Origin of the sequence: Cochleicola gelatinilyticus (assembly GCF_001637325.1) — a bacterium.
Taxonomy (GTDB): Bacteria; Bacteroidota; Bacteroidia; order Flavobacteriales; family Flavobacteriaceae; genus Cochleicola; species Cochleicola gelatinilyticus.
On record NZ_LRXL01000026.1, the window covers coordinates 591836 to 606832 of the forward strand.

Below are 14997 nucleotides of genomic sequence, written 5' to 3' on the forward strand. Positions count from 1 at the left end.
ACACGTAAAACTATGTCTGTATTTTCAAAAATAAAAAACACCTTTTCTGTATTAAAATCGGTTGACATTCAAGCTATCGCAAAACTATCTGAAAAGGTAGATCTTTCCGAAGTAATGAAAAGCGTCGGTGATCTCGACGAACGTCAACTCGCTGGGCTTATGCGTATGCTCAAGACTAAGGCAAAAAAGGGGCAACACAAACTTCCACCTATCGATGGTGATTTTTACGACCTCAGCCTTAAACTTACCCCCGAACAACGAAAAATTCAATTGAAAGTGCGAAATTTCATGGAAGACGAGATCAAACCCATCGCAAATGATTTCTGGAATCGTGCCGAATTTCCGCATCATATCATTCCGAAAATGGCGGAACTCAATATTTGCGGAATGTCGTATGAAGGGTACGGGTGTCCCAATCAGACCTTTTTAATGGAAGGCGTCATGGCGATGGAACTTGCCCGTGTCGATGTGTCTATTTCTACCTTTTTTGGGGTACACAGTGGTCTCGCTATGGGATCGATCTATCTCTGTGGAAGTGAAGAACAAAAGCAAGAATGGTTGCCTAAAATGCAACGCATGGAAAAGATCGGTGCCTTCGGACTTACAGAACCCAACGTTGGTTCTGCTGTCGCGGGAGGAATGGAAACCACCTGTTATAAAGAAGGTGATGAATGGATTATTAACGGACAAAAAAAATGGATTGGTAATGCCACCTTCAGCGATCTTACTATTATTTGGGCGAGGGAAAAAGAAACGCATCAAGTAAAAGGGTTTATTGTACGTACCGATAATCCGGGGTATAAAGCCGAAAAAATGGAAAATAAAATGGCGTTGCGAACAGTTCAAAACGCCTTGATTACACTCACCGACTGTAGAATTCCAGAGAGCGATCGGCTTCAGAAATGTGATTCTTTTAAAGACACTGCCAAAGTGCTAAAAATGACCCGGGCGTCTGTAGCGTGGCAAGCCGTTGGATGTGCAAGAGGAGCGTATGAAAGTGCATTGAAATACACCAAGAAACGGGAGCAATTCGGAAAACCTATTGCCCGTTTTCAACTCATTCAGAATCATTTGGTAGAAATGGTCGCTAATTTAACCGCAATGCAAACCATGTGTTTCCGACTTTCAGAAATGCAAGATCAAGGAATTTTAACCGATGAACACGCCTCGCTCGCTAAAGTATTTTGCAGCATGCGAACCCGTGACGTGGTAAGTCGTGCCCGTGAAGTAATGGGTGGTAACGGGATTTTACTCGAGTATGATGTAGCTCGTTTTGTCGCCGATGCCGAAGCCATATACAGTTACGAAGGCACCAAAGAAATCAACTCTCTTATTGTGGGCCGTGCCATTACAGGCTATAGCGCTTTTGTGAGTTAATAACAATATCTTAAGGCTTCTTTTTTGGGCAAGCCCCTTTTCCGCTATCGCTGCAAAGGGTCGGGCTATTTGCGCTACACGGTAGCCAGCTGCTATCCCTCTTGCGGTTATAATTTAGGTTGCAGTAACCCATCATTTTCCGTATTTTCGAATCTTCAAAATCCAAATCTAATTTTCATGAAAACTCGCACTCTTTTTTTACTAAGCATATTAGTAATAGCTTCAATAGCACCTACAGCTACCGCACAAGAAAAAGCAAAACTTCAAACTTATTCAGATTCTATCTCGTATGCTATGGCTGCTTCGTATGCGACACAATTTCAGAACGTGTTGGGAGATAGTACCGCCACGTATCTAAATCCAGACATGTACTATCGAGGTTTGGTAGAGACCCTTGCTGGCGAGTCACAGATCGATTCCGAAGCACAAAAAGCATTACAGTTAAAATTTCAGTCCACGATGCAACGCATAAAACAAAGTACTTTAGAAACTGTGGGACTTGAAAACAAAAAAGTGGGCGAAGATTTTTTAAAAGCGAATGCTAAAAAAGAAGGTGTTACCACTACGGCCAGCGGACTTCAATATAAAGTATTGAAAGAAGGAACTGGAGCCATTCCAACAGCGTCGAATAAAGTTAAAGTACATTACGAAGGGCGCCTTATCGATGGTACTGTTTTCGACAGTTCGTACGAACGTGGGGAGCCCGCAGTTTTTGGTGTTACTCAAGTTATTAAAGGGTGGACCGAAGTGTTGCAACTTATGAAAGAGGGAGCAAAATATCAAGTATACATCCCTTCAGAACTGGCGTATGGCACACAAGCAAGAGGAGAGTTTATTCGTGCGAACGAAACTTTGGTCTTCGATGTGGAATTGATTAGCATACAATAAGCAACTCAGAAGTAACTAAAAAGATTACTACGCTACAAAACAAAACCGAAAACCATCAGCTTTAAAATTAGGGTGCGGGATTAGGAATTTCGGCATGTATCGCATTGATCTCTTTTAAAATTTCTTGAGAAAGCGTTACATTCACACTGTCTATATTTTCTGAAAGCTGATCGATCGTAGTGGCACCAATAATCGTGGACGTTACAAAAGGCTGCTGTCGTACAAAAGCCAATGACATTTGAGCCAAACTTATTTCGTGTTTCTTGGCGATCGCATGGTATTTTTCAACCGCCCTAAAGCTGCTCTCCGAATGATATCTCGAATACGCTGGAAACAACGTCACTCTTGAATCTTTTGGCGTTGCTCCGTTTAAATACTTCCCAGAAAGTTGTCCGAATGCCAAAGGTGAATACGGCAAATAACCTACATTTTCTTGTAATAGAACTTCCGATAGCCCCACCTCATCCCGTCGATTCAGCAAATTATAAGCGTTTTGTACCGAAATCATTTTACGTTTGCCTTTTCGCGCTTCTTCCATATAGCGCATCACTCCAAAAGGTGTTTCGTTAGAAAGACCAATGTGTCTAATTTTTCCAGCTTTTACAAATGCTTCTAGATTCTCTAAGATTGCTGCAAAATTGTCTTGCCATTGTTTGTTATTTTCGTGAGCATAGTCCCGAACTCCAAAAACGTTGACAGCACGCTCCGGCCAGTGTAACTGATACAGGTCGAGATAATCGGTCTGCAAACGCTTCAAACTTTTGTGTAGAGCATCTTCAAGTGATTTCTTACTAAAGTTTAAATCTTCTCGTATATGTTGAAAGTTTCTGGCAGGACCCGTAATTTTTGAAGCCAGTACTATTTTATCTCGGTCTTTTCTATCTGCAAGCCATGTTCCGATAATAGTTTCGGTACTTCCTTGTGTTTCTGCTTTTCCGGGCACTGAATACATTTCGGCTGTATCGATAAAATTAACTCCTTTTTCGAGTGCAAAATCTAATTGTTCATGGCCTTCGGCTTCGGTATTTTGCTGCCCCCATGTCATGGTGCCTAAGCAAATGCTACTTATTTCAAGGTCGGTGTTGGGTAATTTGGTGTATTTCATAAGAGGTTAAAGATACCAACAATTACAGCTCATTTAATAATTTATTAATTTCATCTAACTTCGGAGTTAACACCACTTCAATGCGTCGGTTTTTAGTCTTTCCTTCCGAAGTGGCATTCGATGCGATTGGTGCGTATTCTCCTCTTCCTGCAGCGGTAAGGTTGTCTTTAGGGATGCCATTGTTCTCTGTAAGAATAGAGACAATTGCCGTCGCTCTTTTTGTAGAAAGGTCCCAATTATCCTTTAGTGGACCGTTTCCTCCGTACGGGACATTATCGGTATGTCCTTCAATTAATACTGCGATCTCCGGGTTTTGTGCTAGTACTTTTCCTAATTCCACCACAGCTTCCCTTCCACGACTGTTCACTGCCCAACTTCCGCTTTCGAACAGTAGCTTGTTTTCCATCGAGACATATACTTTACCGTCGCGCTGCTCGACTGTGAGTCCGTTGCCTTCAAAATTAGTAAGTGCTGCTGAAATAGCATTTTTTAATGCGCTCATTTTGGCATCTTTTGCTGCGATGATTCCTTCCAGTTCTTCTACCCGTTGTGATCGTGCAGCAAGATCTTGCTTCAGTTTTTCGAGACGCGCGTTTTCTGCATTCAAAGCTTTTTCTTTTGCTTCAAGCTGTGTTAATAGGTCTCTGTTTAGCGCTAAATTTTCAGATAAGGAAGAAGAACTATTCGCTTCCAAAGCATCGTAACTACCTTGTAAGCGTTTTAGATTTGCTTCCGTAGCAGCGAGATCCATTGCCAATCGGCTTTTATCTGCTTCTAATTCGGCTTTTTCTTTTAAAAGATTTTGAACACTGTACTGAGAAGGGTCTCCACCTTTTCCGTCTAGACGGGACATGAGCGATTCGTTTTCAGCTTTTAGCGTGTCGTACTTTTTTTGAAGGTCTTCGTAGATCTTTGATGAAACACAACTTGAAGTGATTCCGAGAATGAATAAAATAAGAGTTGTTTTTTTTAAAATACTGTTCATAGCAATTGGTTTGTTCTGTAATAAGATTTGGGAATTTAAAATTCAAGCTCTACCAACAACGGACAATGATCACTGTGCTTGGCTTCTGGTAATATAACGGCTCGTTTTAGATTATCTTGTAGTGGTTGAGAAACCATATTATAATCGATGCGCCAGCCCTTGTTGTTGTTTCTAGCATTGGCACGGTAACTCCACCAAGTATAATTATCGGGCTCTTTATTAAAAAAGCGGAACGAATCGATAAAACCACTGTCGATAAAATTCCCAATCCATTCGCGTTCCACAGGAAGAAATCCAGATACATTGGCATTTCGAATAGGATCATGAATATCGATGGCTTTGTGACAAATATTGTAATCGCCGCAGATCACTAGATTTGGAATTTCCTGTTTTAGAGCATTTACATATTCTTGAAACAATACCATAAATTCTAGTTTGTGCTCCAAGCGGGCAATATTGGTTCCACTTGGCAGGTATAAACTTACTACCGAAACCTCATCGTAATCTACACGAATGGTCCTTCCTTCGAAATCCATCGATTCGATGCCTACCCCATACTCCACATGATTTGGTTTTCTTTTACAAAAAATAGCAACCCCACTATACCCTTTTTTCTGAGCGCTGAACCAATAGTGATAGGGGTAGCCTGCAGCTTCAATAGCTTCCAAGTCGACTTGCTCTTTGTTCGCTTTTGTTTCTTGAATGCAGATTACATCGGGATCGGCACTTTGTATCCAGTCTAAAAATCCTTTGCGAATGGCAGCTCGAATACCGTTAACATTGTATGAGATAATTTTCATCGTTCCTTTTTAGTTGCTATAGAAAATCTTTACTTTCCGAAGCAATTCTATTCGGTGCTAAAGTAATTAAGATTGTATTTTTACGACCCCTTCACCACAAAAGGTTTTCAAAAAAGAATCAACAAAATAAATCAACTTCTTGTAAGTTGTATAGGTAATGAAGAATCTACTACTGTTTTTTGTATTATGTATTTCCGTTTCTGGATATGCGCAGGAAGTAGTTTCTGGTCATCGAACAAAACGTGTTGCGGTACGAGACACTGTTGTTTTAGATACTGTTTCACTAAATCCATCTAAATTTATAGTAGCGGATAAAAAAGGTCAACGAATCGATTCGCTTCAGTACACCGTAGATTTCCAAAAGGGAAGGGTTATTTTTTCAGAAGAGCTTCAGCAATCACAAGATTCGGTCACAATATCCTATTTAAAATATCCCAACTTTCTTACCCGGAAGTATTTTACATTCGATCCAAAAATTATTTCTGAAAATACCGAAGATATCGACAAGCTGTATTCGTTGGATCAATCGACACAACAGAATACTTTTACCCCTTTTGACGGATTAAATACAGTGGGAAGCATTTCCCGGGGAGTTACTATTGGAAACAATCAAAATGCAGTTGTGAATTCGCAACTCGATCTGCAGATCACTGGGCAGCTAAGTGACAAGGTAGCCATACGGGCGTCGATACAGGATGCCAACATCCCTACACAAGAAGGAGGCTATTCGCAAAGTCTGGATGAATTCGACCAGATCTTTATCGAACTTTATAGTGATAATTGGAACATTCGTGCGGGAGATGTTGACCTTCAGAACGCGACGAGTTATTTTGCTAATTTCAGTAAAAAAGTACAGGGAATTTCACTAGGAGGTACTATCGATCATGGCGACGGATCGAAAACCAGCGCCTTTGCAGCTGGTGCATTGGTACGTGGAGTGTTTGCTCAGAGCCAATTTATTGGCCAAGAAGGAAATCAAGGACCTTACAAATTAGTGGGGCCCAATGGAGAACTCTTTATTCTTATTGTATCGGGAAGTGAGCGAGTTTATGTAAATGGTTTGCTTTTAAAACGTGGTGAAAATGAAGACTATGTAATCGATTACAATGCGGGAGAAATTAAGTTTAACAGCACCTACCCCATTACTGCAAACATGCGAATTAATGTAGAATATCAATTTACCGATCGTAATTATACGCGGTTTATTGGCTATGGGGGCGGAAACTATACGAGTGAAAAATTAGACCTGGGAACTTACGTGTATTCTGAAAATGATGCGAAAAATCAGCCCTTACAGCAAAACCTTTCGGAAGAACAGGTTGCAGTTCTATTGGCTGCGGGAGATGATAGAGCACAAATGACAGCACCATCGGCTGTACCCGATACCTTTTCTGAAAACAAAATTCTCTATCGCCGAGAAATTCTAAATGGGGAAGAAGTTTTTATCTATTCTACCAATCCTGATGATGAACTTTTTAGTGTGCGATTTACTCTTGTTGGAAATAATATGGGAGATTATGTTCTTAGTGAAACGAACGCTATTAGTAGGGTTTTTGAATATGTAGCGCCTCTAAACGGCGTTCCGCAGGGGAATTATGCTCCAATTATTCAATTAAATGCTCCAACCAAATTACAAATTGGCGGATTAACTGGGGCGTATCATCCTTCAGAAAAAACAAATATTTCTTTTGAAGTGGCAGGAAGTAAAAATGACCTTAACCTTTTTTCAGATCTGGATGATAATAATAACGATGGTTTTGCCGGAAGATTCGATGCGAGGCAAACCTTATATACTTCTGCAGACACACTAAAAGTAACCGGTTTTGGTTCGTTGGATTACATAAACAGAGATTTTAGAAGTATTGAAAACATTTATAACATTGAGTTTAACCGGGATTGGAACCTTATAAATCCCTTAGGAAATCAACGTTTTGTTACCACAGGAGTTGCTATTTCTGACCCTACAATTGGTGGAGGACGGTACGAATTTCAGAACCTGGATTTTTCGGAAAACTTTAGCGGAACCCGTCATGTAATTTCCTCTGCCATTCAGCTTAAAAAATTACAGATAAGAACCAATGGGAGTTTCTTGAACAGCAAAGGGGACTCGTTGGATTCGCGATTTATACGTTTCAACAATACTACCGTTTATTCATTGAAAAAATCATGGGTGGGTGGAAAAGTAGCGCTTGAAGACAATCAATTGCGGGGTGTAGTGGACGACACATTGCGTCCTGTGAGTCAAAAATTTAGTCAATTTGAAGTGTTTTCGGGTGTAGGGGATAGCACGAAGGTGTATGCAGAAGTTGGATATCAATACCGTGTAAACGATAGTATTCGCAACGGACAACTACAAAAAGTAAACACCTCGAATACCTATTATTTAAAATCGCGCTTAATCAACTCCAAAAACAGTCAACTCATGGCTTTTGCGAATTATCGGGTGCTGAAAGACGAGGACGGGGAGGATGAAAATGAGCGTTCGTTAAATTCCCGTGTTTTATACAATCAATCATTCTTCAATAATGCGATTCGGTCGAATACCGTATTGGAATCGAACAATGGAGTGATTCCTCAACAGGAATTTACCTATGTACAGGTAGATCCTGGAGAAGGCGTGTATACTTGGAACGATTATAACAATAATGGCGTACAGGAACTGGATGAATTTGAAATTGCGCAGTTTCAAGATGAAGCAGCGTATGTGCGTATTTTATTGCCCAACCAGATCTTTTTACGGATCCGGCAGAATAAATTTAGTCAGATTCTTACCCTAAACCCACAACAATGGGCGAATGGCACCGGCTTTAAAAAAGTGCTTTCTAAATTTTACAATCAGAGTTCGTATGTTCTCGACCGAAAAGTGCGTCGCACGAATGAAGGGTTTAATATTAATCCATTTGGAGATAGTGGTGATGATCAATTAGGATTGTCCTTAAATTTTAGAAATGCCCTTTTCTTTAACCGCGGGAAGCAACGCTATACTACGAGCTACACCTTTATCTCTTCCAAAAGCAGCAACCTTATTTCGTTAGGATTACAGGAAAGCAAACTGAAAAGTCATCAGCTTAATTTTAATCACAAAGTACAAGCAAGTTGGTTGTTTAATCTAAAAGGAAGCACCGGCAGTAGTGAAAGCATTTCTGAAAACTTTTCGGCTCGAAATTACCGATTGGATATGTATGAGGTAAATCCGAAGGTTTCGTATCTGCTGAATACACAAACCCGTTTTGATGTTTTTTACAAATTCGCAAATTCAGATAATTCGTTAGGAATGAAAGAAGCGCTGAAGCAACAAAATCTCGGTTTTTCGTTTGCGTATTCCAATGCTGAAAAGATCTCGATGAACGGAGAGTTTAATTATATTGATAATAATTTTATTGGAAACGCATTTTCTCCGGTGGCATATCAAATGTTAGAAGGGTTGCAACCGGGCACCAATTTTACGTGGCGTTTGTTGTTTCAGAAACGGATCACAAAATACTTAGATGCGAATCTGTCTTACTTCGGAAGAAAAAGTGAAACCGCTAACGCTGTACATACAGGAACGGTACAATTACGGGCGTTTTTTTAACTTGAAGCACCTTCAATAAAGGATAAAAATAATTTTCTTCGGAAGCTGTTTCAGAACAAATCAACTTCCGAAGAAATGAAATTTAAAGTCTTATTTTTTTCCCAACCATGTTTTATACGACACGGCCTTATTAATCTTGGCTGAAAGTTCACTAATCGCAACACGCTCCTGCTCCATTGAATCTCTGTGACGAATGGTTACGGTTTGGTCTTCTTTGGTTTGATGATCTACCGTGATACAGAATGGAGTTCCGTTAGCATCTTGACGACGGTAGCGTCTTCCCACCGCATCTTTCTCATCGTACAATACATTAAAATCCCATTGCAACTCTTCGATAATTTCCTGTGCGATCTCTTGTAAGCCATCTTTTTTCACCAATGGGAAAACCGCTGCTTTTACAGGCGCAAGTACAGAAGGGATCTTTAAAACGGTTCGAGTGCTTCCGTCTTCGAGCGTTTCTTCCTGCAATGCCGTACTTAGTACCGCAAGGAACATTCGGTCTAAACCAATGGAAGTTTCTACTACGTAAGGGGTATAACTTTCATTAATCTCATGATCGAAGAACTGTAGTTTTTTACCACTGTGTTCTTCGTGCGCTTTTAAATCGAAATCGGTTCGTGAGTGAATTCCTTCCAGTTCTTTGAAACCGAACGGGAAATTAAATTCGATGTCGGCTGCCGCATTTGCATAGTGGGCTAGTTTTTCATGATCATGAAAGCGGTAATTTTCTTCCCCTAATCCTAATGAAAGGTGCCAGTTAAGGCGGGTTTCTTTCCAGTGCTCGTACCATTTCATTTCCTCACCGGGACGAACAAAAAATTGCATTTCCATTTGTTCGAATTCGCGCATTCTAAAAATAAACTGTCGAGCAACGATTTCATTTCTGAAGGCCTTTCCTGTTTGTGCAATTCCGAAAGGTATCTTCATACGTCCGGTTTTTTGAACGTTTAGAAAGTTTACAAAAATTCCCTGAGCGGTTTCAGGACGTAAATATAGATCGGTAGCCGTATCGGCTGAAGCGCCTAATTTTGTTCCGAACATTAAGTTGAACTGTCGTACTTCGGTCCAATTTTTACTTCCTGTATCTGGATCGGCAATTCCTAATTCTTCGATCAATGCTTTTACATCGGCAAGATCTTCTTTTTCTAGCGAGCGCGCCATTCGCTCAAGAACCGTTTTTTGTTCTTCACGATAGCGTAGTACACGGGGATTGGTCGTAACAAATTCTTCTTCATTAAAAGCATCTCCAAAACGTTTTGCGGCTTTAGCAATTTCTTTTTGTGCTTTTATATTTAGCTTTTCAGCATAGTCTTCAATAAGAACATCGGCGCGGTAACGTTTTTTAGAATCTTTATTATCGATCAAAGGATCGTTAAAAGCATCGACGTGCCCAGAAGCTTTCCAGGTAGTTGGATGCATAAGAATTGCCGCATCGATTCCTACAATATTCTGATGCATGTGCACCATACTGTGCCACCAGTAGTTTCGAATGTTCTTTTTAAGTTCCACTCCGTTTTGCGCGTAATCATATACAGCGCTTAGTCCGTCGTAAATTTCACTTGAACCAAATATATACCCATACTCTTTCGCATGGGATACTACTTTTTTAAATTGATCGTCGTTGTTTGCCATGGCGTAAAAATAAAAAAACCGCTACGATATGTCGCAGCGGTTTTCATTTTTTAAAAGATTTTTTTATCTCAATTCCATGGTTGTAGTTGCTACTTGCGACATTCCGTCGTAAACATTCACTACATAACGTCCTTCGATGAGTTCACTTTCGGCTGCATTTACCAAAATGCATACGTCCAATTCTTCATTTTCGTAAAATACTTTTGTGGAAGCGCTATAGGATACGGGTTGCATGCCTTCTGCTTCGATGGTCTTTTTGTCGCCTAAAAGGTTGTTCTTAGGGTTCATTACTTGTACATATAGTGTACGATCTCCACTTTGAGTTATAGAATTCGGTGCTAATGTAAAACAAGCTCTAATTTTATCGGCTCTGCTTGCTCTTCTTGTATCAACAATTTTACCGCTGTTTCTAATAATTACAGCATCACCTTTAAGGTCGGTCGCCTTTACAATAGATCCCTTTTTAATGGTTTCTGCCATTGCCATGTTCGATTCGCTTACAGAATCTACGACTTTATAGGTTTCTGATAATACCATGGTGGTACTATCTCTTTCGATAGCTAATCGCTGATTGGCAGCAATAAGGCTATCTGCTCGTTTAAACAACATTTTACGTTCCGTTTTTAAACGTCCTACTTCTGCTTTGTAACGTTCAATAAGACCTAGGTTTGCTTCAGAATCTTTTACTGAATCTAATAAAACCTCTATTCGCTCTCTAGCTGCTAGTAGGTCTTTGTCTTTTAATTCGTTGTCTTGAATGATCTCATCATAATTAGCGATAAGCTCTTCCAACTCTTGTTCAATTCCTTGTTTTTGTTTTTCCAGATTGGTAACAGTACTCTTACTATCATTATACAAGGTAACTGTATAGACAGCTAAGGCAATTAAAAGAAGTGATAAAACTCCTATTAGAACCTTAAACTTTGAACTATTGTTTTCTGTACTCATAATTATGTTAATTTTGTTTAGGGTGCTAAAATACAGCGGTATTATCAGCGGAAACGTTTATGAAATGGTAAAAAAATTAAAATTATGTTAAATCTTTTGTTTCCCAGAGCGTGTATTGGCTGTAAATCAGTGCTTTCGGGTAATGAAAAAATTCTTTGTATTTCATGTAGACACTCGATTCCTCTTGTTTCACATCATAAAACTACAAATTTAGGAATGAAACAAATCTTTTTTGGTCGTTTTCCCGTTCAACAAGCTACCGCTCTCTTACTATTTCAGAAAAAAGGGATTACTCAAAATTTACTACACTCATTAAAATATAGAGGAAGAAAGGAGATTAGTAGTTTCTTCGGAAAGTGGTTAGGTGAAGAATTAGCGGAATTAGAAGAATACCAGAATATCGATATGATTATCCCTGTCCCATTACATAAAATCAAACTAAAAAAAAGAGGGTATAATCAAGTAGAAGGTTTCGGAAAAGAAATTGCAAAAGCCTTAAACAAACCATATCGCGATGATATTCTTCTAAAAGTTACCAAAAGTGACTCACAAGTTTTTAAAAAACGACTTACACGGTTTCACGGAACCCATACCTTTACGGTGGCTCATAAAGAAGCTTTGACAGAAAAACATATTTTATTAGTAGATGACATTGTTACCACTGGCGCTACCTTAGAGCAGTGTGCTATAAAGTTACTTGATGGTACTCAAGCAAAAATTAGTCTTGCCACCATTGCAATTGCATGATATTCTATTGACATAAAAATTAAAAAAATAGGGCACAATGAAAGTGCTTCTATTTCGTTATTTTTGCGGTTCATTCTTTAAAAAAAACTAGTTGAAATACCGATTGTTGTACCTTTTTATTGCTTTTTTATTTTCATTATCGTTTACCGATTGTGCAAAAAAAGGGTTCCCTTCTGGCGGAAAACTAGACAGTATCCCTCCTGTTTTATTAAGAAGCACTCCCGAAAACTACACGACTAATTTTAATGGCAATGAAATTAGAATTACGTTCGATGAATATATTAAACTGAAAGATCTTAGCAAGAACTTACTCATCTCTCCTCCCGCAACTTATGCTCCAATTATCACCCCTTTAAGCACTTCTAAAACGCTAAAAATTCAAATTCAAGATACGTTGAAGGAAAATACGACGTATTCGTATAATTTTGGAAAAAGTATTGTAGATAACAATGAGGAAAATCCGTTTGAGTATTATAAATATGTATTTTCAACTGGAGATTACATCGACAGTTTAACACTTTCTGGAACAGTGAAAGATGCAGAGTTATTAACCCCTTCATTTCCTGCGACTGTTTTGCTTTACGAAATAAACGAGGTATTTAAAGACTCGCTTATTTATACAGAAAAACCAACGTACATTACCACTACCACAGATAGTATTGGATCGTTCGAATTAACTAACTTAAAAGAAGGCTCTTATTTATTATTAGCTTTGAAAGATAAAGGGAACGATTATCTTTTTCAACCCAAAGTTGATAAGATTGCATTCGAAAAAACATACGTTACGCTACCAACCGACACCACGTACACGCTAAATCTTTTTAAAGAATCGGCAGATTACAGAGTTATAAATCCTAAGCATGAATCTAAAAATCACATCCTTTTTGGGTATGAAGGGAATGCTGATAGTTTAACAATAGAAGTTATTTCTGAAGTTCCTTCTGGATATACTTCCAGACTATTTAAAGACCGAAGTACCGACACACTTCATTATTGGTTTAAACCTTCAGTAGAGGTAGACTCTCTTCTATTTCTAGCTAAAAACCGTGGCAAAACAGATACTCTTAAAGCGAGAATTCGTGATTTGTATGTAGATACGTTAAATATTAAAAATGTAAGTCCGCAGGTTCTCACTCCTAAGGATTCTGTTATTCTTGCGGCCAATACTCCATTAACTTCTTTTGCTTCAGAATTAATCACCGTCACCGATAAAGATACCGTTGCTGTTGAAGCTTCAGTAAAAATTAATAGAACAAACAACACACTTGCTGTTTTCTTTCCGAAGTTAGAATCACAAAGTTACACAATGAATGTACTTCCTGGAGCAATTACAGACTTCTTTGAAACTACAAACGACACATTAAAATACACATTTAGAACGCAAGCACTTTCAGATTATGGCACCTTATCGTTAACCCTTTCAAATGCACGAGAGTTCCCATTAATTGTACAGTTGGTCGATGCAAAATTTAAAGTAGTTTCAGAAAAGTTAGTTACAGAAAACACTGTAGTTGATTTCGATTATTTAAAACCTGCATCGTATTATTTACGGATTATTTACGACACTAATGCAAATGGAATCTGGGATACTGGTAGTTTTCTAGACAGACGTGCTCCTGAGCGTGTGGTATATTATCCATCCCAACTGGAGGTACGTTCTAATTGGAGTTTACAGGAAACGTTTACGTTAGAGTAAAACTGTCGCGGTCGTTCAAGAATTGAAGTTTCTCTCTTTGTTCTTGAAGGTTTTTTTTATCTAAAATGACCGTCTGTGTGAAATCTTTTTCGAAATCGGGTGTTGATATTAGCGCCCCCAGTCCATCATAAACAGCTGAGTGACCGTTGTATTCGTATCCATTTCCATCAAGGCCTACGCGGTTTACACCAATACAATAGCTCATGTTTTCTATAGCTCGAGCTTTTAATAACGTATCCCATGCGGTAATACGTACTTTCGGCCAATTAGCGACAAACAACAAAACATCGTATTCTTCTGTATTTCGAGCCCATACCGGAAATCGAAGATCGTAACAAATAAGCGGACATAATTTCCAACCTTTATAATTTACGATAAGTTTATTTCGACCAGCAGTGTAGGTTTTATGCTCATTAGCAAGTGTGAAGGTGTGTTTCTTATCGTAGTGTTCTGAGTTTCCATTAGGAAACACGAAGAATAGTCGGTTAAAAAAAAGGCCATTATCTTGTATAATTACACTTCCAGTAATTGCTACGTTGTGTTTTTTGGCTTCAGACTGCATCCATTCTAACGTAGGACCCTGTTTTGGTTCTGCTAATGCTTTTGCATTCATAGAAAAGCCCGTTGTAAACATTTCAGGAAGCACGATTAAATCTGTTTTCGCAGAAATATTTTCAAAAATTTTTGTGAAATGTTGTCTGTTTGCGACGGAGTTCTCCCAATGTAAATGTGATTGAACTAGTGTAACAGAAAGACGTTCTATCATATTATTTCGAATGAGATTCTAGTAAAGTTACTATTTCTGGGACATTTTGCATTTTAGCATGATCTAGGGCAGTATTACCGCGGTCATCTCGAGTAGTTGTTTCTGCACCGTTTTGCAACAATAACTCGACAATCTCTTTTCTTCCAAATGTTGTTGCAAATATTAAAGCTGTGGACCCGTTGAAGTTGGTCTTATTTACATCTGCTCCTTTTTCGGTTAGCATTGTTACAATATCTGCAAACCCCTTAAAACAAACTCCCATTAAGGCTGTATTCCCCACACCGTCTTGAGCATCTATTTCTTGCGGATGCCTTAAAATGATTTCTGTTATTTCTTCTTGACCATAATAAGCAGCCAGCAATAAAGGCGTAGAACCTCTTGCGTCTTTTTCATTTACAAGTTCAGGATTTTCTTTTAGTATAGATTGCACCATCGCTGAATCTTCGTTACGTATGGCATTAAATAATGAATCTTTCATA

12 protein-coding genes are annotated in these 14997 nt (G+C 38.8%); 5 read left to right on the forward strand and 7 right to left on the reverse strand.

Annotated features, from left to right (window positions below):
* Nucleotides 1-12 precede the first annotated feature (12 nt).
* The gene (locus tag ULVI_RS04730) at nt 13-1377 is read left to right on the forward strand and encodes an acyl-CoA dehydrogenase family protein (protein WP_068590257.1); all 1365 of its coding nucleotides are present in this window, start codon (nt 13-15) and stop codon (nt 1375-1377) included.
* Nucleotides 1378-1554: 177 nt separating this feature from the next.
* Entirely contained in the window at nt 1555-2265 is a 711-nt protein-coding gene (locus tag ULVI_RS04735) for an FKBP-type peptidyl-prolyl cis-trans isomerase (protein ID WP_068590259.1), read from the forward strand.
* Nucleotides 2266-2332: 67 nt separating this feature from the next.
* Here the strand turns inward: ULVI_RS04735 and ULVI_RS04740 are convergent, their stop codons facing one another.
* From ULVI_RS04740 to ULVI_RS04750, 3 genes are read right to left on the reverse strand one after another with little or no spacing between them, the layout of a single operon-like run.
* Nucleotides 2333-3370, reverse strand: a complete 1038-nt coding sequence (locus ULVI_RS04740) for an NADP(H)-dependent aldo-keto reductase (protein ID WP_068590261.1) — start codon at nt 3368-3370, stop codon at nt 2333-2335.
* 22 nt (nt 3371-3392) lie between these two features.
* The gene (locus ULVI_RS04745) at nt 3393-4355 is read right to left on the reverse strand and encodes an OmpA/MotB family protein (RefSeq protein ID WP_068590263.1); all 963 of its coding nucleotides are present in this window, start codon (nt 4353-4355) and stop codon (nt 3393-3395) included.
* A 35-nt stretch (nt 4356-4390) separates the two neighbouring features.
* Nucleotides 4391-5155, reverse strand: coding sequence for an exodeoxyribonuclease III (locus ULVI_RS04750; RefSeq protein ID WP_068590265.1), 765 nt, complete (start codon nt 5153-5155; stop codon nt 4391-4393).
* Between the two features lie 157 nt (nt 5156-5312).
* On the opposite strand from ULVI_RS04750, the gene ULVI_RS04755 reads away from it, so the two are divergent.
* Nucleotides 5313-8729: a hypothetical protein gene (locus ULVI_RS04755; protein WP_068590267.1), complete on the forward strand. Its 3417-nt coding sequence runs from the start codon at nt 5313-5315 to the stop codon at nt 8727-8729.
* 90 nt (nt 8730-8819) lie between these two features.
* Here the strand turns inward: ULVI_RS04755 and ULVI_RS04760 are convergent, their stop codons facing one another.
* Both ULVI_RS04760 and ULVI_RS04765 read right to left on the reverse strand, forming a co-directional pair.
* On the reverse strand, nt 8820-10361 hold the full coding sequence (locus tag ULVI_RS04760) for a glycine--tRNA ligase (protein WP_068590269.1): 1542 nt from the start codon (nt 10359-10361) through the stop codon (nt 8820-8822).
* A gap of 63 nt (nt 10362-10424) precedes the next feature.
* Nucleotides 10425-11309 (reverse strand): hypothetical protein, encoded by an 885-nt coding sequence (locus tag ULVI_RS04765; RefSeq protein ID WP_068590271.1) that lies wholly within the window; start codon nt 11307-11309, stop codon nt 10425-10427.
* Nucleotides 11310-11525: 216 nt separating this feature from the next.
* On the opposite strand from ULVI_RS04765, the gene ULVI_RS04770 reads away from it, so the two are divergent.
* Nucleotides 11526-12056: a ComF family protein gene (locus ULVI_RS04770; protein ID WP_241780953.1), complete on the forward strand. Its 531-nt coding sequence runs from the start codon at nt 11526-11528 to the stop codon at nt 12054-12056.
* A 91-nt stretch (nt 12057-12147) separates the two neighbouring features.
* Nucleotides 12148-13752, forward strand: a complete 1605-nt coding sequence (locus tag ULVI_RS04775) for an Ig-like domain-containing protein (protein ID WP_068590275.1) — start codon at nt 12148-12150, stop codon at nt 13750-13752.
* On the opposite strand, the gene ULVI_RS04780 is transcribed toward ULVI_RS04775, so the two are convergent.
* Nucleotides 13739-14518, reverse strand: coding sequence for an amidohydrolase (locus ULVI_RS04780; protein ID WP_068590277.1), 780 nt, complete (start codon nt 14516-14518; stop codon nt 13739-13741). The two genes, ULVI_RS04775 and ULVI_RS04780, sit on opposite strands and share 14 nt — an antisense overlap.
* Before the next feature lies 1 nt (nt 14519).
* Entirely contained in the window at nt 14520-14996 is a 477-nt protein-coding gene (locus ULVI_RS04785) for an ankyrin repeat domain-containing protein (RefSeq protein ID WP_068590279.1), read from the reverse strand.
* Between the last annotated feature and the right edge of the window lies 1 nt (nt 14997).

Coding starts and splice junctions, on each gene's coding strand:
- ULVI_RS04730 (WP_068590257.1), top strand. CDS start 13: ATGTCTGTATTTTCAAAAATAAAAAACACCTTTTCTGTATTAAAATCG.
- ULVI_RS04735 (WP_068590259.1), top strand. CDS start 1,555: ATGAAAACTCGCACTCTTTTTTTACTAAGCATATTAGTAATAGCTTCA.
- ULVI_RS04740 (WP_068590261.1), bottom strand. CDS start 3,370: ATGAAATACACCAAATTACCCAACACCGACCTTGAAATAAGTAGCATT.
- ULVI_RS04745 (WP_068590263.1), bottom strand. CDS start 4,355: ATGAACAGTATTTTAAAAAAAACAACTCTTATTTTATTCATTCTCGGA.
- ULVI_RS04750 (WP_068590265.1), bottom strand. CDS start 5,155: ATGAAAATTATCTCATACAATGTTAACGGTATTCGAGCTGCCATTCGC.
- ULVI_RS04755 (WP_068590267.1), top strand. CDS start 5,313: ATGAAGAATCTACTACTGTTTTTTGTATTATGTATTTCCGTTTCTGGA.
- ULVI_RS04760 (WP_068590269.1), bottom strand. CDS start 10,361: ATGGCAAACAACGACGATCAATTTAAAAAAGTAGTATCCCATGCGAAA.
- ULVI_RS04765 (WP_068590271.1), bottom strand. CDS start 11,309: ATGAGTACAGAAAACAATAGTTCAAAGTTTAAGGTTCTAATAGGAGTT.
- ULVI_RS04770 (WP_241780953.1), top strand. CDS start 11,526: ATGAAACAAATCTTTTTTGGTCGTTTTCCCGTTCAACAAGCTACCGCT.
- ULVI_RS04780 (WP_068590277.1), bottom strand. CDS start 14,518: ATGATAGAACGTCTTTCTGTTACACTAGTTCAATCACATTTACATTGG.
- ULVI_RS04785 (WP_068590279.1), bottom strand. CDS start 14,996: ATGAAAGATTCATTATTTAATGCCATACGTAACGAAGATTCAGCGATG.